Source organism: Saccharopolyspora hattusasensis, from assembly GCF_050972075.1.
GTDB classification, from domain to species: Bacteria; Actinomycetota; Actinomycetes; order Mycobacteriales; family Pseudonocardiaceae; genus Saccharopolyspora; species Saccharopolyspora hattusasensis.
Genome location: NZ_JBPCDC010000001.1, coordinates 1830196 through 1846828, shown reverse-complemented (window position 1 = coordinate 1846828; position 16633 = coordinate 1830196). Strand labels below are relative to the sequence as shown.

The window sequence follows — 16633 nt, the reverse complement described above, 5'->3', positions numbered from 1 at the left end:
TCCGGGGTACGGGGAGCGGCACGTGCGCATAGTTCGATGCGGAAGTGGAGAGGCCCGTCTGGCCCGCCGACGTCCGGCAAAGACCCGAGGTATAAGCCGATGGTGAAATCCGAGGGAGGCCAGCGGGAGTCCGACGGGGTCGTAGTACCGCTGAGCGGCGTGAGGAACACGCCGGGAGGGAAGGACCCCGGCTTTGATCATGCTTGGGAAGTGGGTAAGCGTCAGGGCATGACCGGCTTGGTCCGGTCCAACAACCCCGGCCGGTCACAGCCGGTCGTAGCTGGGGAAGGGCCGCTGGAGCGGCCGTCGCCGGTGAAGGTGCGAGAACTGCAACGCAAGCTATGGGCTGCGGCCAAGCAGTCTTCGGGTCGGTGTTTCCACGCCCTGTTTGACCGTATCCACAGGGGTGACGTCCTGTGGGAGGCGTGGGAACGGGTGAAAGCGAACAAGGGCGCGGCCGGGGTCGATCGGATCACCCTGGACGTGGTGGAGGCCTATGGCGTGGACCGCATGTTGCGTGAGTTGCGTGATGACCTCCGGGCAGGTCGGTATCGTCCCGCGCCGGTGCGGCGTGTGGATATCCCGAAACCACAGGGCGGTAAACGGCCGTTGGGTATTCCCACGGTCCGGGACCGGGTGGCCCAGCAGGCGACCAAGATCGTGCTGGAACCAATCTTCGAGGCGGATTTTCTGCCGTGCTCGTATGGGTTCCGGCCGAAGCGGTCGGCCACGCAGGCGATGGAACGGTTGCGGACCGGGTTCATCGAGGGCCACGTGTTTGTTGCGGAGTTCGATATCCGTAACTTCTTCGGCGGGATCGACCATGAGCGGCTGCTCGCGGAGCTCGGCCGGAGAGTCTCGGATCGGCGGGTGCTCAAACTGCTGCGATTGTGGCTGCAAGCAGGAGTGATGCAGGCTGATGGGGCGCTGGAGCGGACGGTCGCGGGCACCCCGCAGGGCGGTGTGATTTCACCGTTGATGGCGAACGTCTTCCTGCACGTTCTGGACACCGAACTCACCCGCCGTGGGGTGGGTGAGCTGGTGCGCTACGCCGACGACGGCGTGGTGCTCTGCCGCGATGAGCGGCAGGCCAGGGCGGCCCTGAACGCGGTGGGAGAGATCCTCGGCGGACTGGGGTTGCAGCTGCATCCGGACAAGACGCGAGTAGTGGACCTCAGGCAGGGCCGCGAGGGCCTGGATTTCCTCGGCTGTCACTTCCGTGCCTGTATGTCGGGGCGGTTGTGGGAACGGAAGCGCATCGTGCGCTACTACCTGCACCGCTGGCCGGGTCAGCAGGCGATGAAGCGGCTAAGGGGCAAGGTTCGGGATCGCACCGGCCGCAACCGCGCAGGAACGGATATTCGCATCGTGATCGCGGATCTGAATCCGGTCCTGCGTGGCTGGGGCAACTACTTTCGCACCGGGAACGCCGCCAAGAAGTTCCGGCAGGTTGACAACTACGTGGTGACGCGGCTTCGTGGCCTCATGGTCAAGAAGCGGGGCCGAAACCTCCATGCAGGTCAGGCTGCGCAGTGGAACGAGGACTGGTTCAACGGGCACGGCCTGCACCGACTTCGCGGCACCATCCGTTATCCGAAGGCGGCGTAACCATGCCAAGAAGATCATCGGTAAGCCGTATGCGGGAAAACCGCACGTACGGATTGAAAGGGGGATGGGGAAACGGGCCGGCAACGGCACCGCGCCCCTGACTACCAATGGCTACGACAATCGAGCCGGACGCTCCGGTTACGACCTTGATCAACGTTTTCACCGTTGCGGCCGCGCGGCAGCGGGAACTGGTGGAGCTGCTGGACACCGCTACGGAGAAGGTGATGCGGCATTTGCCGGGGTTCGTGTCGGCCAACATCCACGCCAGCCTCGATGGCGCGCACGTCGCGAACTACGCCCAGTGGCGTAGCGAGGAAGACTTCAGGGCGATGCTCGCCAACCCGGCCGCGCAGGAGCACATGCAGGCCGCGGCCGCCATCGCCACGTACGAGCCGGCGCTCTACCGGGTCGAATCCAGCCATCACGTCTGATCCGGCCGCTACCGCCGGTTCATTCCAGGCTGTCGATCACGGCGGGTCGGCCCGGTCGGTCGACGCGGACCACGTAGTCGGCGAGGCGTTCCGGGGCGACTTCTTCGGCGTATCGCCGGAACGCGGGCAGGGTCCAGTGGTCGGGAGCGGGGGTTCGCCGTTCCAGGGCGGCTTCCGGTAGCCAGAGGTGCACCGCGAAGTCGAAGGCCAGGCCTGCGCCGAGCAGCAGCGGTCCGTCCACAATGGCCACTCCTCGCTCCGGGAGGGTGGTGCGGGGGAGGCGAGGCGAGCGGTCTGCCTCGGCGTCCCAGAAGGCCGGTAGGACCTGGCCGCTACCGCTGGGGGACAACGGGTTCAGCACTTCCCGGGTCAGGGCCTTGAAGTCGAACCAGCTCTCGTAGAACGAATCCGGGTCGTCGTGCCCGTGCTCCAGCCGCAGCGAAGCGGGGCGCAGGTAGTCCGCGGTGCGCACTCGGACGACCTCGCGCCCCAGCGATCGCAGTGGTTCGACGAGGGCGTCGGCGAAATCGCCGGTGTCGGCGGCTGGCGCGCCGTCCACAGCTACCCGCGCCCAAGGTCCTCGCAGCCCGTCGATGCGCTCCACCACCTCCGCGACCAGTAGTTCGGGGGAGATGGGGCGGACGCGCATGGGACCGAACGTATCAAGCGGCGCCGACGGCGTGTCCTCACAGGCGCGCAACCGCCAGTGGTGCTCGGTGGCCCGGTACGGCAACCGGGCGAAGGCGCGCCAGCACTACGCCCGGCGGAAGGCCAACTAGCGCAGCGCCGGTTGGAGGATCGAGAGGCGCTGCGCGTCGGTGTCGAGTTCGGCGGCCACGCCGAGCGGGATCGTGCGCTGCGCGTCGCAGTGGCCGAAGCCGAGCTCCCACATGATCGGCACGCCGAGACCGCTCAGCAGGTCCGACATCACCGCGCGCACCTCCTCCAGCGGCCCGCATTCGGTCCAGGAACCGAGCGCGATCCCGGCGGCGTGGTCGAACCAGCCCGCGCGCAGCAACTGCGTGACGAACCGGTCCAGCCGGTACGGGTCCTCCGTGACGTCCTCGAGCATGGCGATCCCGCGCTCCGGTGGGGTCGGTGCGTCCGGCGCGCCAAGGGCGCCCGCGACGATGCTCAGGTTGCCGCCGTAGGTGATGCCCCGTGCGCGCCCATGCACGAGCGCGCCCGCGCTGGAACGCGTCAGGATCGTGACCGACTCGGGCTGGAACAGCGTGCGGCGCAGGTGCTCCCGCGCCGCGGGATCCTCGACGAACGCCTTCGTGGCCAGCATCGGCCCGAACACCGTGACCACGCCGAGCTGGGTGGCGAACGCGTCGTGCAGGGCGGTGATGTCGCTGGAGCCGGTGAACACCTTCGGCCCGGCCGCGGCCATCTCGGCCCAGTCCAGGTGGTCGAGGATCCGCATGGTGCCGTAGCCGCCGCGCACGCAGAACACCGCGGTGACGTCCGGGTCGCACCACGCCTCCTGCAGGTCGGCGGCGCGGTCGGCGTCGGTGCCCGCCAGGTAGTCCAGGTGCGGATGGCGGTCCCGGACGTGCTTGCCGACCCGCGCGTTCAGGCCCCACGAGCGCAGCTGCGCCAGCCCGGCGTCGAGCAGGTGCTCGGGCACCGGCCCGGCGGGGGCGACGAGTGCCACGGTGTCCCCGCTGCGCAGCCTGTGCGGGCGACGTAGTTCGCGCATGCTCATGACTGGTCCGCCTCTCCGCGATCCACAGTGGTGGTTGCGTCCAGCTCAATCTCCCGTTGCATGGTTTCTTGTGGCTGGCTTGCGTCACGGTCCCCTGGGGTGCGGTTGAGGAGGACTGAGGTTGACACAGGGCTACTCATGCCTGCTCCATCCCGCGATCTTGACCACCGCGCGTGAGAGTATCCGCACCCGGCATGACGCGCTGGAGTTCGCCGATGGCGAACATTGGTGAAACCGGTGGTCGAAAGGGGCGCTCAGCGAGTAAACCGGCGGATGACCCGGTGGAAACCGCGCCGGTTCGAAACGGTGATGAACAAAACGGGGGCCAGCCGCGTACGGCCAGCGCTCGGTAGCCTAGTGTCAGAGGTGCCATGGCTCGTGTCATCCACGTCTTCCGTCAACCCGACCGATTCGTCGCCGGAACGGTCGGTGAACCCGGTGAGCGCACCTTCTACCTGCAGGCGTCCGAGGACGTCCGCACGGTGAGCGTGCAGCTAGAGAAGCAGCAGGTGTCGGTGCTGGCCGAACGCATCGGCGCGCTGCTGGAGGAAGTGCAGCGGCGGTTCAACACCGACCTGCCCACCCAGACCCCCGACGACCTGGTCGACACCGATCCGCTGGAGGCGCCGGTGGACGAGGAGTTCCGGGTCGGCACGATGGGGCTGGGCTGGGACGCCGAGACCGAAGCGGTGGTCGTCGAGCTGCTCGCGGTCACCGAGGAGGAGATCGACGAGTCGGTCGTCCTCGACGACACCGAGGAGGGCCCCGACGCGCTGCGGGTGTTCCTCAGCCCCGCGCATGCCCGGGCGTTCGCCGAGCGCGCCGAGCGCGTCATCAACGCCGGCCGGAAGCCGTGCCCGCTGTGCGCCGAACCGCTGGACCCGGCCGGTCACATCTGCCCGCGGCAGAATGGCTACCGCCGTTCGGAAGAGGTCTGACCGGCGTGCGCGCCGGTGATCCCGTGGTCCGCGAACTGCTCCTGCACGGCCGGTTGGACGTGCAGGGGCGGCTGGTGGAGGCGTCCAACGCGACGCTGTTCTGCGGGATCGAGGCCGACGGCGTCTCGGCCGAGTGCGTCTACAAGCCGGTGCGCGGGGAGCGGCCGCTGTGGGACTTCCCGGACGGCACGCTCGCCGGTCGCGAGGTCGCGTCCTACCTGCTGTCCGACGCCACCGGCTGGGGGCTGATCCCGCCGACGCTGTTGCGCGACGGCCCGTTCGGGCCGGGCATGGTGCAGCTGTGGGTGGACACCGAAGAGGATTCGCAGCTGGTCGACATCGTCGCCCCGGGCGAGGTGCCGGACGGTTGGCTGCCGGTGCTGCGCGCCCAGGACCACCGCGGCGACCCGGTGGTGCTGGCGCACGCCGACCACGAGCAGCTGCGGCTGTTAGCGGTGCTCGACATCGTGATCAACAACGCCGACCGCAAGGGCGGGCACGTCCTGCACGCGCCGGACGGCCAGGTGCTGGGCGTCGATCACGGCGTGAGCCTGAACACCGACGACAAGCTGCGCACCGTGCTCTGGGGCTGGATCGGCCGGCCGCTGCCGGCCGACGTCGTCGACCGGCTCAGCGAGCTGCGCGCCCTGATGGAGGGACCGCTGGCCGCTGAGCTGGCAGAACACGTGACGCCGAAGGAAGTCCAGGCGGTCAACGCGCGCATCGAGCGGCTGCTGGAGGACGGGACGTTCCCCGCTCCTTCCGGGGAATGGCCGGCCATCCCCTGGCCCGCGTTCTGAAGCCGCGGGTGCGGACCGGCTGCCGGGCGGGGCAATCTGGTCGGGTGCGAACCCGGTACCAGCAGCCGATGATCCAGCCCTCCTACGCCGACCGCCTGTGTGCGCCGCGGCCCCGCTTCAGCGACGTGATGCGGCTGATGTGGACTGGCGGATTCCGCGGCCGGGTGGAGGACTCCAACCGGATCCCGGTGTTGCGCACCGGGCTGCCGCCGGTCACGGCGCAGGACACCGCGGTCACCTGGGTCGGCCACGCGACCTACGTGGTGCGGATGGCCGGGGCCACGGTGCTCACCGATCCCGTTTGGTCGTCCCGGATTCCCGGCGTGCCGCGCCGGCTGACGCCGCCGGGTGTCTCCTTCGGCGAGTTGCCGCCAGTCGACGCGGTCGTGATCAGCCACAACCACTACGACCACTTGGACGCGCCCACCGTGCTGCGGCTGCCGCGCGACACCCCGGTGCTGGTGCCCGCCGGGATGGGCCGCTGGTTCCGGCGCCGCGGCTTCACCGAGGTCGTCGAGCTGGATTGGTGGCAGTCCGCGGAGGTCGCCGGGCTGACGTTCGACTTCGCGCCCGCGCAACACTGGAGCCGCCGCGGCCCGCGGGACACCTGCCGCAGCCTATGGGGCAGCTGGGTGATCTCCGGCCCGGAGCACCGGGTCTACCACGCCGGGGACACCGGCTACGGCCCGCACTTCGCCGAGATCGGGCAGCGGTATCCGGGCATCGACGTGGCGATGGTGCCGATCGGCGCGTACGCGCCGCGGTGGTTCATGAAGCCGGTGCACATGAACCCGGAGGAGGCGGTGCGGGCAGTGGCGGATCTGGGCGCGAGGTACGCGGCGACGATGCACTGGGCGACATTCGTGCTGACCCGGGAACCGGTAGTCGAACCGCTGACCCGCGTCCGCAAGGCCTGGCGCGACACCGGCCGCGACCCGGAGCAGCTCTGGGACCTCGCCATCGGCGAATCCCGTCTGCTGAGCCCGTGAGCGCTTTTGGGTGCCATAGCACCCAAAAACGCTCACGGCGATCAGTCCACTAGAGACTGATAGACGAGTTGGTGCAGTTGGGGGCGGATCGGGTGGGTGCTCGACGGCATCAGCTGGGTCAGGAACAGCACCGTCAGGTCCTCGGCCGGGTCCACCCAGAACGCGGTGCTGGCCAGGCCTCCCCAGGAGAACTCGCCCCGGGAGCCGATCACCTTCGCCGCCAGCGGGTCGTCGATCACCGCGAAGCCCAGCCCGAAGCCCTTGCCCGCGTTGGCCACCTCGGAGAACGACCCGAGCGCCAGGGTTTCCAGGTCCGCGCCGCCGGGCAGGTGGTTGCGGGTCATGTACCGCACCGTGCGGCTGCCGAGCAGGCGCGTGCCGTCGAGCTCGCCCTCGCGGCGCAGCATCTGCGTGAACCGGTGGTAGTCGTGCGCGGAGGAGAACAGCCCGCCGCCGCCGGAGAGGGCCTTGGGCAGCTCGAACGCCGCCGCGTGCAGCTCCGCGTGCTTCGGGTGCGGGCGGGCCTTGCCCTGCGGGTCGGCCGCGTAGAGGGTGGCGAGCCGGTCGGCGTTGGCGCGGTCCACCGCGAAGCCGGTGTCGGTCATGCCCAGCGGCTCGAAGATGCGGGTGCGGAAGAACTCCTCCAGCGTCTGCCCGGACGCCACCTCCACGATCCGGCCCAGCACGTCGGTGGCCACCGAGTAGTTCCAGGCCGTGCCCGGGTCGAACAGCAGCGGCATGCTCGCCCACTCGTCGCAGCAGCCCGCCAGGTCGAGGTCGGCGGCCATGTCGAAGTCGAACCCGGCGCGGCGGTAGAGCTCGTCGACCGGGTTCAGGTAGTGGAAGGCGTACGTGAGGCCGGAGGTGTGCGTCAGCAGGTGCCAGATCCGCATGTCCTCGCTTGCCGGGCGGGTCTGCGGGGCGTGGGCCGTCCCGCCGCGGTAAACCCGCAGGTCGGCGAACGACGGGATGAAGTCGGCGACCGGGTCGGTGAGCTGGAAGGCGCCCTCCTCGTGCAGCATCATGATCGCCACCGAGGTGACCGGCTTGGTCATGGAGTAGATCCGGAACAGCGTGTCGGTCTGCACCGGGGCGCCGCTGGCGATGTCGCGCATGCCGTGCGTCGACAGGTGCGCGATCTTGCCGTGCCGGGACACCAGCGCCAGCCAGCCCGGCAGCTTGCCGGCCTCCACATACTTCGCGAAGTGCTCGTCGATCCGGTTCAGCCGGGCGGCGTCGAAACCGGCTTCGCCGGGGTCGACCTCGATTTCCAGGCCCACTTGATCCTCCTGCGCGTGCCATCGTGGGTTACTTGGTGTTTCTACTCCACAGCGCCCACATACGAAATCCTTTCTGCTATGGCAGCGCTTGTCGGTTCCTGCCGGTAGCGTCGGGGGCGTGACGACCCCGACTCAACCCGAAGGGCTGCCCCGCACGGTAGGGGAGCTGCGGTCCAGCGGCCACGCCCCGCGCAGCGTCAAGGCCGAGCTGCGCGCCAACCTGCTGACCGCGCTGCGCTCCGGCCGGGCGCTGTGGCCCGGCATCGTCGGATTCGACCAGACCGTGCTGCCGCAGCTGGAACGCGCCCTGATCGCCGGGCACGACGTCGTGCTGCTCGGCGAGCGCGGCCAGGGCAAGACGCGGCTGCTGCGCAGCCTCGTCGAACTGCTGGACGAGTGGACGCCGGTGATCGAGGGCTCGGAACTCGGCGAACACCCGCTGCAGCCGATCACTCCGGCCTCCCGCCGTCGCGCCGTGGAGCTCGGCGACGACCTGCCGGTGGCCTGGCGGCACCGCAGCGAGCGGTACGTGGAGAAGCTGGCCACCCCGGACACCTCGGTCGGCGACCTGGTCGGCGACGTGGACCCGGTGAAGGTCGCCGAGGGCCGCTCGCTGGGCGACCCGGAGACGATCCACTTCGGACTCGTGCCGCGCGCGCACCGCGGCATCGTCACCGTCAACGAGCTGCCCGACCTGGCCGAGCGGATCCAGGTGGCGCTCCTGAACGTGATGGAGGAGCGGGACATCCAGATCCGCGGCTACAGCCTGCGGCTGCCGCTGGACGTGCTACTGGTCGCCACCGCCAACCCCGAGGACTACACGAACCGGGGCCGGATCATCACGCCGCTGAAGGACCGCTTCGGCGCGGAGATCCGCACCCACTACCCGCTGGACGTCGATGACGAGGTGTCGCTGGTGCGCCAGGAGGCGGACCTGCCGGCCGAGGTCGGCGACCACCTGCTGGAGGTGCTCGCCCGCTTCGTCGGCCACCTGCGCGAATCCGCCGCGGTCGACCAGCGCTCCGGGGTGTCGGCCCGGTTCGCCATCGCCGCCGCCGAGACCATCTCGGCCGCCGCGCTGCACCGGTCCGCAGTGACCGGCGAGCACCCGGCGGTGGCGCGGCCGGTCGACCTGGCGGCGGTGCCCGCCGTGTTGCGCGGCAAGATCGAGTTCGAGGCGGGCGAGGAGGGCCGCGAGGACGAGCTGCTGGGCTACCTGCTGCGGCGCTCGGTGGCCGACACCGCCCGCGGCCTGTTCGCCGGGCTGGACCTGCAGCCGCTGGCCCGGGCCGTCGTCGACGGGCACCCGGTGGCCACCGGTGAGCGCGTCGCCGGGCGCGAGGTCCTCACCGCGCTGCCGGAGCTGCCGGTGCTGCACCAGGTCGCCGAGCGGCTCGGGGTGCGCGCCGGGGACCCGCCGGGGCGCATCGCCAGCGCCGTCGAGTTGGCGCTGGAGTCGCTGTACCTGGCGAAGCGGCTCGGCAAGGACGCCGATGACGACCGGTCGGTGTACAGCTGATGAGCCGCCGGTTCCGGTACAACGCGTGGCACGGCGGGGCGGATCCCCTGACGCCGCCGGTGGATCTGCGCGCGGCACTGGACCAGATCGGCCGCGATGTCATGGAAGGCGCCTCGCCGCGCTCCGCGCTGGAGGAGTTGCTGCGCACCGGCACCCGCGACGTCGCTGGTCTCGATGAGCTGACCCGGCGGCTGTGGCAGCGGCGCAGCGAGATGCAGCGGCGGCACCGGCTGGACGGGACGATCTCCGAGGTCCGTCGGCTGCTGGACCGCGCGTTGGAGGCGGAGCGGCTGGCGCTCGCGGCCGACACCGGCGAGGACGCGCGGTTCCGCGAGCTGCAGCTGGACGCGCTGCCGCCGGACGTCGCGGGCCAGGTCTCGGAGCTGGCGAACTACGACTGGCGGTCGCCGGACGCGCGGGAGACCTTCGAGGAGATCCGGCAGATGCTGGGCACCGAGTTCCTCGAACAGCGCTTCCAGGGCATGAAGCAGGCGATGCAACAGGTCACGCCCGAGGACGTCGAGCGGGTGCGGCAAATGCTCGACGACCTGTCGGCGCTGCTGGCCGCGCACGCCCGCGGGGACTCCGGCATCCAGCAGAAGTTCGAGCAGTTCATGGCCACCCACGGCGAGTTCTTCCCGGAGAACCCACGTAACGTCGACGAGCTCATCGACGCGCTGGCGGCCCGCTCGGCGGCCGCCCAGCGGCTGCTGAACTCCATGAGCGAGCAGCAGCGCGCCGAGTTGATGTCGCTGTCCCAGCAGGCCTTCGGCGACCCGCGCATCGCCCAGGCGTTGCAGCGGCTCGACAGGCAGCTGCAGGGGTTGCGGCCCGGCGAGGACTGGACGGGCCGGGCGCGGTTCCGCGGCGACCAGCCGATGGGGCTGGCCGAAGCAACGGCGGCGATGGCCGAGCTCGGTGAGCTGGACCGGCTGGCGGAGCAGCTCGGGCAGGCCTATCCGGGCGCGAGCCTGGAGGACATCGACCTGGAGGCGCTGGAGCGGCAGCTCGGCCCGCAGGCCGTCGTCGATGCGCAGCGGCTGTCGGAGATCGAGCAGCAGTTGCGGCAGCAGGGACTGCTGCAACGGGCACCCGACGGCAGCTTGCGGCTGTCGCCGCGCGCCCTGCGCCGGCTCGGGGAGACCGCGCTGCGCTCGGTGATCTCGCAGCTCCGGTCGCGGCGCGGCGAGCGCGACACCGACCGCGCGGGCGCGGCGGGGGAGCTGACCGGCACCACGCGGCCGTGGAGCTACGGCGACGCGGAGCCGTGGGACGCCGTCCGTACGGTGCGCAACGCCGTGCTGCGGCGCGCGGCGGAGGGGCCGGATTCGGCGCAGCTGGACATTTCGGACCTGGAGGTGGCCGAGACCGAGCAGCGTTCGCGCGCGGCGGTGGTGCTCTGCGTGGACACGTCGTGGTCGATGGTGCAGGACGGCCGCTGGGTGCCGATGAAGCGCACCGCCCTCGCGCTGCACCACCTGGTCGCGACCCGGTACCGCTCGGACGCGCTGCAACTGGTGACCTTCGGACGCTATGCGTCCACTGTGGACGTCGGTGAACTCGCTGCGCTGGAAGGGGTTTGGGAGCAGGGCACGAACCTGCACCACGCGCTGTTGCTCGCGGGCCGCCACCTGCGCCGCCACCCGGACGCCCAGCCGGTCGTGCTGGTGGTGACCGACGGCGAGCCCACCGCCCACCTCGAACCCGACGGCGAGGCGGTGTTCCAGTACCCGCCGACGCGGCACACCCTGCAGGTCACCCTGTCCGAAGTGGACGCCCTGCGCCGCCTGGGCGCCACGCTGAGCGTCTTCATGCTCGGCGAGGACCCCCGCCTGGAGGCATTCGTGGACATCGTGGCCCGCCGCGGCGGCGGCCGGGTCCTGGCGCCCACCCCGGACGGCCTCGGCGCGGCGGTCGTCGGCGACTACCTCCGCACCAAGCGCCGCCGCTGAACCACCCGATCCGGTGAGGGCAAGCTTAATCTGCGTGTCAGTTATCAACCACATGAAACGCGCGGCTTCGCGTCGCTGGTGACCAGGCGAACATTTCCTGGACATCGTGTTGCGCCATACGGGTGAGCTCGCCAAGGGAATCCGCGCTACTCGCGCGATCTGCCCCGGTCGCAAAAGCTGCTGGATATGCTCGGCTGCCGAAGATCATGCGGATAACGTCGGGAGATAGGTCGGTTCGGTCGCCCCGGCTACTGCAGGATTTCGTAGGCGCCGTACCGGGCTTGGCAAGAACCGGAGGTAGTCGTGTCAGAACTTCCCGACTTCGAGGCGATGTTGTCGGAGCTGGAGGAGAAGCAGAACATCATGCACGCGCTGCGGGAGGAGGCCGCAGTACGCAGCTACACGGGCTTATCGACGGACCGGGCCGTGGTCGCGCGAGTGAACGGGCTTGGGGCACTTCAGGATCTGTCGATACCTGACGCGGAACTGCGCTCCAGCCATCCATCGGCGCTGGGAGGAAAGATCCTGGAGGCGATCAACTCCGCACGGGCGCAGGCGACCGATGACTCCAACGCGAAGATGATCGGGGCCCTTCCGGGGTTTGGGAGCTGAACGACCGTGCCAAAGCAGCCATCAGAACGCATCGCAGAAGAACTGGCCCAAGCACAAGACCGCTACAAGCGGGCGGTGCAGCAAGCACAGGGGCTGCGCGAAAAACAGGTCGTGGTCGACCTGGAAAGCGAACTCGGGCAGCTCGTGTTGACCACATACGGACAGCTCGTCGATGTACGGCTAAACCCCGAGGAGCTTCGCTACGCCAACGGGCGAAGCCTGGCCGCGGCCATCAAGCGCGCTCTCGAACAAGGCGAGGAACAGGTGCGCCAACTTCGCGAACCCGAAGAACCGAAGGGCTGGATCTGATGAGCGACTACACCGTCGTCCCCCAGGCTTTACGCAAAAACGTCAAGTTTCTCTACGACGCCGCCGACGCTTGGGGTAAAGCCCTCCAGGCGCTGGCCGGTAAGGATCTCGACGAGGATGACCTCGGACTCCTTGGCAGTCCTTCATCCGCGACGCGGAACCACAACTTGGCACTTGCTGACGCGTTGGATCGTCTCAAAGAAGGCCAAGAAGTTCTCGAAAAAGCTGCCAGCACCCTGAAAGCAGTGGCTGACGATTACGAAAGCCGCGACGCCGAATATTACGAGAAGTTCGGGTACACGAAAGCGAGCATTTAGTTTTCCGTCAATTGTGAGATGAAAGGGTCACTGTGACTGCCGCTCTGGGAGTGCTCACGCCGTTTCCGGAAGAAGAAGCGCAAAGGGTTCTGGAGTACGCGAAAAAGCTCGGCCAGAGTGCCGTAGCTGGGATGGTGAACACTATTCGCGATCTTCTGGGTCATCCCGAGAATATTTCGCCGCGAGTCGACGCGTGGGGTTTTGACGCGAAAAAAGCGATTGACGAGTCCGTGGGTTCGATTACGAATGCAAGGGCGGATCTAAAGGCGTATTGGTCAGGATCGGCCTTCGATAGCTTCAGCGTCTACATTGATCACCTTGAAAAGGTTTTTAACGGCGCCGGTACCGTATTCGGGAAGATGTCGGATCACCTCCAGGACATCGCTTCCACGATGACCGATCTCTACAACCAAGCGATTGCGGCCTTAATCAACTGTGCCGCCACGATCGTACAGGCTACGGGTGGAGTGATTGCCCATGTCAAGGAATTTTTCATCGGCGTTGCCGAACCTATAGCCAACGCTATCGCTGAATTTATCAGGATTGCAGGTCAGGTGGTCACGCAAGCGCAGACAGCGATTTCTGAGTACCGGCGAACCGGGCAGGACCTCAAGCAGGAGGTAACAGACCTCAAGGTTCCGGAGACGATCCCATCGTCGTCTGTGGACACCGGAGGCTGGAACGTCCGGAAGCGAGTTTGATGCCATGCTAAGGAAGTCGCCACTTGCGATCGGTGTGGCATTGGTCGCTGCTCCTGTTCTCGCGGCATGTTCGAGCCAACAGGCCCCACTGGACCCCTTTGCTGTCATTCCGGATGCCTGCGATGTGGTCAGTGCGCAGTCCATACAGGATATCGTCGGCGGCGCGCACGGCGAGAATGTCGGTACGACGCCTGGTAGGGCGGACACGTGTCGATGGCAGTACCGGACCGACGAGACACCGGATCCACCAGCGCAAGGCGTGGCACCGTACCGGCAGAGCCTGGCAGTCCAGCTTTTTTTGCACGAAAAGCCGATGGGGCAAGACGAAGTCAGCGGAGTTAAGATCGCACAGGATGTCTTCTCCACCATGCGCAAGGGCAAGAGCATGGTGGACAAGGGTACAATCAGCGGTCTTGGCGACGAGGCATACGGCGCATTCGATGACCGCAACGGGTACATTGACTTCCGGGCTGGAAACGTCACCGTTGAGCTTCGTTACGAGGGAAATGGAGTTTCCGCGGGCGGGGCGGCGGGGCTCGGTCGAGACGCCATCCAATCGGCGCTGACCAAGGCCGCGAACGATGTCGCCCAGCATCTTCGGAAGTAGCCGCTCCTTCCCCGCTTCCGGCCTCGATGTTGCCGTCGAGGCCGGTGCAGGCGAATGCCCCAGCTCTGCAGTTGGGGCATTCGTAAGCACCTGTCAGCGATCGGCCGTCAGGGGTAGACGAGGCGGACCTCGGCGGTGTGGGCGAACGTCTCGGCGGCGCGGGTGGGGGAGCAGAAGGAGCCACGGCCGCGACCATCGATGCTGACGACCTCGGCGCGGTCGCCGAAGGCGAGTCCCCAGGCGAGCACCCGGCCCTCGGTCAGTTCCCACTCGTCGTCATCCCGCTCGAGCTCGCACAGCGCGAAAAGCTTGGGAGCGCGCTGGATTTCCTCGCGCACGAGCGCGTATTCCTCGGGCTCGGGCGCCCAGATGTCGGGTTCGGGTGGCATGGTTTCCTCCTCGTCGATTCGGTTGATCACTTGCGTTGCCGACGGTACTGCGATACGTATCGTGGAAGGTATCGCTCAATCGGCTGGTGTGACAGCTTGTGTTCGCGCCTGGAACGATGCGTGACGATCGGTGGTTTACGGAGGTGTGCTGGTGTCAGGGCGAAACGACCCGTCCGCGCTGCGGTGGTTGATCGGCGTGGAACTCTCCGCGTACCGCAAGCAGGCCGGACTCACGTTGTCGGAACTTGCGACGGCAACCGGCATCACCAAGCCGAAGCTCGGCCACATGGAAAGCGGTCGCTACCAGCAACATCCCGACGACATCGCGGAAGCGCTGCGGGCTTGCGGCGCGGACGAACGAACCGTCGACCGGTTGGCGTCCCTGAGCGGCCGAGGTGACTCCAAGTCCTGGTGGGCACCCTGGGCGCACGTGGTGCCGGACTGGTTCAAAACCTTCGTCGGACTCGAAGGACTCGCCGAATCGGAGTTCACCTACCAGCCCATGGCGCTGCCTGGCCTGATGCAGACCGAGGAATACGCACAAGCGATTACAGCTGCCACAGGTTTCGTCAGGCGTAACCACAGCGAGCGGTTCGTTTCTTTTCGGCTGGCTCGCTCGCAGTATGTCACCAGAGCTGGATCGCTGAATCTGCACGCGGTTATCGGTGAAGCCGCGTTGCGCTTGGCGGTGGGTTCGAGAGAGGTTCGCCAGACTCAGTACGAGTACCTGGTGGAGCTCGCTGAGCGGCCGAACATCACTCTGCAGGTGCTGCGCCCGAAGTGCGGACCTCACGACGCTGGCGGCACTGGGCAGTTTGTGGTGTTGGGCTTTTCCGAAGCGAGGCCGATCGCTTACCTCGAACACCTGGATGGCGCAATCTACGTGCAGGATCCCGATGACGTGCGGACCTATACACTGGTCGCCGAAAACCTGCAACACGTCGCGCTTGAACCAGCCGAATCGGTTGGTTTCATCAAGGCGTTGATGTCGGAGGCATAGCCGGAGGAGTCATGTCCGCGTTGGCGTCTCGCGTTCTGGCCTGGCGAAAGTCGAGCTACAGCGCGAACAACGGTGACTGTGTCGAGATCGCGTTCGCGCCCCGAAGCGGGGCTGACTGGCGGAAGTCCAGTTACAGCGCTAACAACGGCGAATGCGTCGAGGTCGCCGTCGCTGACGAGGTTGTCGGGGCTCGGGACTCGAAGAATCCTGGTGGGCCGGAGATTTGGTTCGGTGGGGCTCGGTGGGGGAGCTTCGTCGCCGCCGTCAGGGCCGGGCGGTTCGACCTCGCGTGACCGATGATCCGCTCCGCGGTGAAGTTGCGGCCCTATGGCAGTAGTGGCGATTTCGCGCGAAATCGTCACTCGCCACGCCTGGAAGGTGGCGATTTCGCGCGAAATCGCCCGATCCACGAGGCGCGCGCGATCAAGGCGCACTACGACCGGGCCATCGCCGCGGGCCGGGGCGGGGACAACTGGACCCGCCTGATCGACGGAATCCGGAATCCCCGGTAGCAGCAACGCGAACGGCCGGTGGCGTGCTCCCACCGGCCGTTCGAGGGCTACGTCACTGCCCTGGTGCGAAGGAGTTGATCACCTCGGGGTGCGCGTCGGCCCACTTCTTGGCGGCCTGCTGCTCCTGACCCTTCTGGGCACTGTTGATCTCATTCTCCAATGACGCTAGTTGCTCGTCGGTCAGCTTGAACTTCTTGATCATCTCGGTGACCTCGGGGAAGTCCTGGCTGAAGCCCGCGCGGCCGATGGCGTGCAGCTCCTCGGCCTTGCCCATCGCGCCCTGCGGGTCCTGCAGGTCCTTGAGCGGGTACTTCGCGTACGCCCAGTGCGGATGCCACAGCGTCACCACGATCGGCCTCTGCTCGTTGATCGCCTTCTCCAGCGACGCGAGCATCGCGGTGGTCGACGAGGTCTGCAGGGTGTACTCACCGCCGAGCCCGTAGGCCGGGATCGCCTTGTCCTTGGTGGTCCGGCTCAGCCCCGCGCCCGGGTCGATGCCGGTGATCACACCGTTGAACTCGCCGCCCCTGCCCTTGAGGTCGGCGATCGAGTTCACGTTGGTCAGGTACTTGGGCACGGCGATGTTCAGCGTGCCCTGGTTGTACCAAACACCGAGGTCTTCCAGCTGCGGGCCGTACTGCTTCCAGTAGTCGCCGTGGGTCTCCGGCAGCCAGCCGTCCAGGAACAGGTCCGGGTTGCCCTGGGCGAGACCGGCGTAGATCGGGCCAACCTCCAACTCGGTCACGTTGACCCGGTAGCCCCGTCGCTCCAGCAGATCCTTGTAGAGGTAGGTGACGGCGATGTCCTCGTCCCAAGCGATGTAGCCGATGTTGATCGCTTTGGCCTCCTGGCCAGTCTGGGCTTCCCGGCCACCACAGCCCGCGGCGACCAGCACCAAGGCGAACAATGCGGCGAGGAGCGCGACAAGTCTTCGTGGTCTTCTGCTCAACATTCCTACCTG

The 16633-nt window shown here is 67.7% G+C and carries 21 protein-coding genes; 16 read left to right on the top strand and 5 right to left on the bottom strand.

Features of this window, described 5'->3' with window-relative positions:
* The first annotated feature begins 99 nt into the window (after positions 1-99).
* Together ltrA and ACRXBZ_RS07755 are read left to right on the top strand one after the other, a co-directional pair.
* Positions 100-1608, top strand: coding sequence for a group II intron reverse transcriptase/maturase (gene ltrA, locus ACRXBZ_RS07760; protein WP_433878466.1), 1509 nt, complete (start codon positions 100-102; stop codon positions 1606-1608).
* 107 nt (positions 1609-1715) lie between these two features.
* Positions 1716-2039, top strand: coding sequence for an antibiotic biosynthesis monooxygenase family protein (locus tag ACRXBZ_RS07755; protein WP_433878465.1), 324 nt, complete (start codon positions 1716-1718; stop codon positions 2037-2039).
* A gap of 19 nt (positions 2040-2058) precedes the next feature.
* Here the strand turns inward: ACRXBZ_RS07755 and ACRXBZ_RS07750 are convergent, their stop codons facing one another.
* Complete coding sequence (locus tag ACRXBZ_RS07750; protein ID WP_433878464.1) at positions 2059-2688, bottom strand: nucleoside/nucleotide kinase family protein; 630 nt, start codon at positions 2686-2688, stop codon at positions 2059-2061.
* On the opposite strand from ACRXBZ_RS07750, the gene ACRXBZ_RS07745 reads away from it, so the two are divergent.
* Positions 2687-2818, top strand: a complete 132-nt coding sequence (locus tag ACRXBZ_RS07745) for a CGNR zinc finger domain-containing protein (RefSeq protein ID WP_433878463.1) — start codon at positions 2687-2689, stop codon at positions 2816-2818. The genes ACRXBZ_RS07750 and ACRXBZ_RS07745 overlap by 2 nt on opposite strands.
* Here the strand turns inward: ACRXBZ_RS07745 and ACRXBZ_RS07740 are convergent.
* Complete coding sequence (locus ACRXBZ_RS07740; RefSeq protein ID WP_433878462.1) at positions 2815-3747, bottom strand: S66 peptidase family protein; 933 nt, start codon at positions 3745-3747, stop codon at positions 2815-2817. The two genes, ACRXBZ_RS07745 and ACRXBZ_RS07740, sit on opposite strands and share 4 nt — an antisense overlap.
* A 371-nt stretch (positions 3748-4118) precedes the next feature.
* Here ACRXBZ_RS07740 and ACRXBZ_RS07735 point away from each other — a divergent pair, with 371 nt between their 5' ends.
* From ACRXBZ_RS07735 to ACRXBZ_RS07725, 3 genes are all read left to right on the top strand, one after another.
* Positions 4119-4685: a DUF3090 domain-containing protein gene (locus ACRXBZ_RS07735; RefSeq protein WP_433878461.1), complete on the top strand. Its 567-nt coding sequence runs from the start codon at positions 4119-4121 to the stop codon at positions 4683-4685.
* Positions 4686-4690: 5 nt separating this feature from the next.
* On the top strand, positions 4691-5485 hold the full coding sequence (locus ACRXBZ_RS07730; RefSeq protein ID WP_433878460.1) for an SCO1664 family protein: 795 nt from the start codon (positions 4691-4693) through the stop codon (positions 5483-5485).
* 68 nt (positions 5486-5553) lie between these two features.
* Positions 5554-6474 (top strand): MBL fold metallo-hydrolase, encoded by a 921-nt coding sequence (locus tag ACRXBZ_RS07725; protein WP_433878459.1) that lies wholly within the window; start codon positions 5554-5556, stop codon positions 6472-6474.
* 41 nt (positions 6475-6515) lie between these two features.
* Here ACRXBZ_RS07725 and ACRXBZ_RS07720 read toward each other — a convergent pair whose 3' ends face one another.
* Positions 6516-7754: a serine hydrolase domain-containing protein gene (locus ACRXBZ_RS07720; protein ID WP_433878458.1), complete on the bottom strand. Its 1239-nt coding sequence runs from the start codon at positions 7752-7754 to the stop codon at positions 6516-6518.
* A 118-nt stretch (positions 7755-7872) separates the two neighbouring features.
* Between ACRXBZ_RS07720 and ACRXBZ_RS07715 the strand changes: the two genes are divergently transcribed.
* From ACRXBZ_RS07715 to ACRXBZ_RS07685, 7 genes are all read left to right on the top strand, one after another.
* The gene (locus ACRXBZ_RS07715) at positions 7873-9273 is read left to right on the top strand and encodes an ATP-binding protein (protein WP_433878457.1); all 1401 of its coding nucleotides are present in this window, start codon (positions 7873-7875) and stop codon (positions 9271-9273) included.
* Positions 9273-11225, top strand: a complete 1953-nt coding sequence (locus ACRXBZ_RS07710; protein WP_433878456.1) for a vWA domain-containing protein — start codon at positions 9273-9275, stop codon at positions 11223-11225. The genes ACRXBZ_RS07715 and ACRXBZ_RS07710 overlap by 1 nt, the downstream gene beginning before the upstream one ends.
* 303 nt (positions 11226-11528) lie before the next feature.
* The gene (locus ACRXBZ_RS07705; RefSeq protein WP_433878455.1) at positions 11529-11837 is read left to right on the top strand and encodes a YbaB/EbfC family nucleoid-associated protein; all 309 of its coding nucleotides are present in this window, start codon (positions 11529-11531) and stop codon (positions 11835-11837) included.
* A 6-nt stretch (positions 11838-11843) separates the two neighbouring features.
* Positions 11844-12146 carry a hypothetical protein gene (locus ACRXBZ_RS07700; protein ID WP_433878454.1) on the top strand — a complete coding sequence of 101 codons (303 nt, stop codon included), beginning with the start codon at positions 11844-11846 and terminating at the stop codon, positions 12144-12146.
* Entirely contained in the window at positions 12146-12463 is a 318-nt protein-coding gene (locus ACRXBZ_RS07695; RefSeq protein ID WP_433878453.1) for a hypothetical protein, read from the top strand. The genes ACRXBZ_RS07700 and ACRXBZ_RS07695 overlap by 1 nt, the downstream gene beginning before the upstream one ends.
* Positions 12464-12495: 32 nt before the next feature.
* Complete coding sequence (locus tag ACRXBZ_RS07690) at positions 12496-13164, top strand: hypothetical protein (protein ID WP_433878452.1); 669 nt, start codon at positions 12496-12498, stop codon at positions 13162-13164.
* A 40-nt stretch (positions 13165-13204) separates the two neighbouring features.
* A complete protein-coding gene (locus ACRXBZ_RS07685; protein WP_433878451.1) occupies positions 13205-13771 on the top strand; it encodes a hypothetical protein in 567 nt (188 codons plus the stop codon).
* A gap of 107 nt (positions 13772-13878) precedes the next feature.
* Here ACRXBZ_RS07685 and ACRXBZ_RS07680 read toward each other — a convergent pair whose 3' ends face one another.
* Positions 13879-14160 (bottom strand): hypothetical protein, encoded by a 282-nt coding sequence (locus tag ACRXBZ_RS07680; protein ID WP_433878450.1) that lies wholly within the window; start codon positions 14158-14160, stop codon positions 13879-13881.
* A 196-nt stretch (positions 14161-14356) separates the two neighbouring features.
* On the opposite strand from ACRXBZ_RS07680, the gene ACRXBZ_RS07675 reads away from it, so the two are divergent.
* Genes ACRXBZ_RS07675 through ACRXBZ_RS07665 form a run of 3 tightly spaced genes read left to right on the top strand, consistent with a single transcriptional unit; the run spans position 14357 to position 15672 of the window.
* Positions 14357-15160: a helix-turn-helix domain-containing protein gene (locus ACRXBZ_RS07675; protein WP_433878449.1), complete on the top strand. Its 804-nt coding sequence runs from the start codon at positions 14357-14359 to the stop codon at positions 15158-15160.
* 11 nt (positions 15161-15171) lie between these two features.
* The gene (locus tag ACRXBZ_RS07670; protein ID WP_433878448.1) at positions 15172-15453 is read left to right on the top strand and encodes a DUF397 domain-containing protein; all 282 of its coding nucleotides are present in this window, start codon (positions 15172-15174) and stop codon (positions 15451-15453) included.
* A gap of 3 nt (positions 15454-15456) precedes the next feature.
* Positions 15457-15672, top strand: a complete 216-nt coding sequence (locus tag ACRXBZ_RS07665) for a hypothetical protein (RefSeq protein ID WP_433878447.1) — start codon at positions 15457-15459, stop codon at positions 15670-15672.
* A 52-nt stretch (positions 15673-15724) separates the two neighbouring features.
* Here the strand turns inward: ACRXBZ_RS07665 and ACRXBZ_RS07660 are convergent, their stop codons facing one another.
* On the bottom strand, positions 15725-16624 hold the full coding sequence (locus ACRXBZ_RS07660; RefSeq protein WP_433878446.1) for a glycine betaine ABC transporter substrate-binding protein: 900 nt from the start codon (positions 16622-16624) through the stop codon (positions 15725-15727).
* Between the last annotated feature and the right edge of the window lie 9 nt (positions 16625-16633).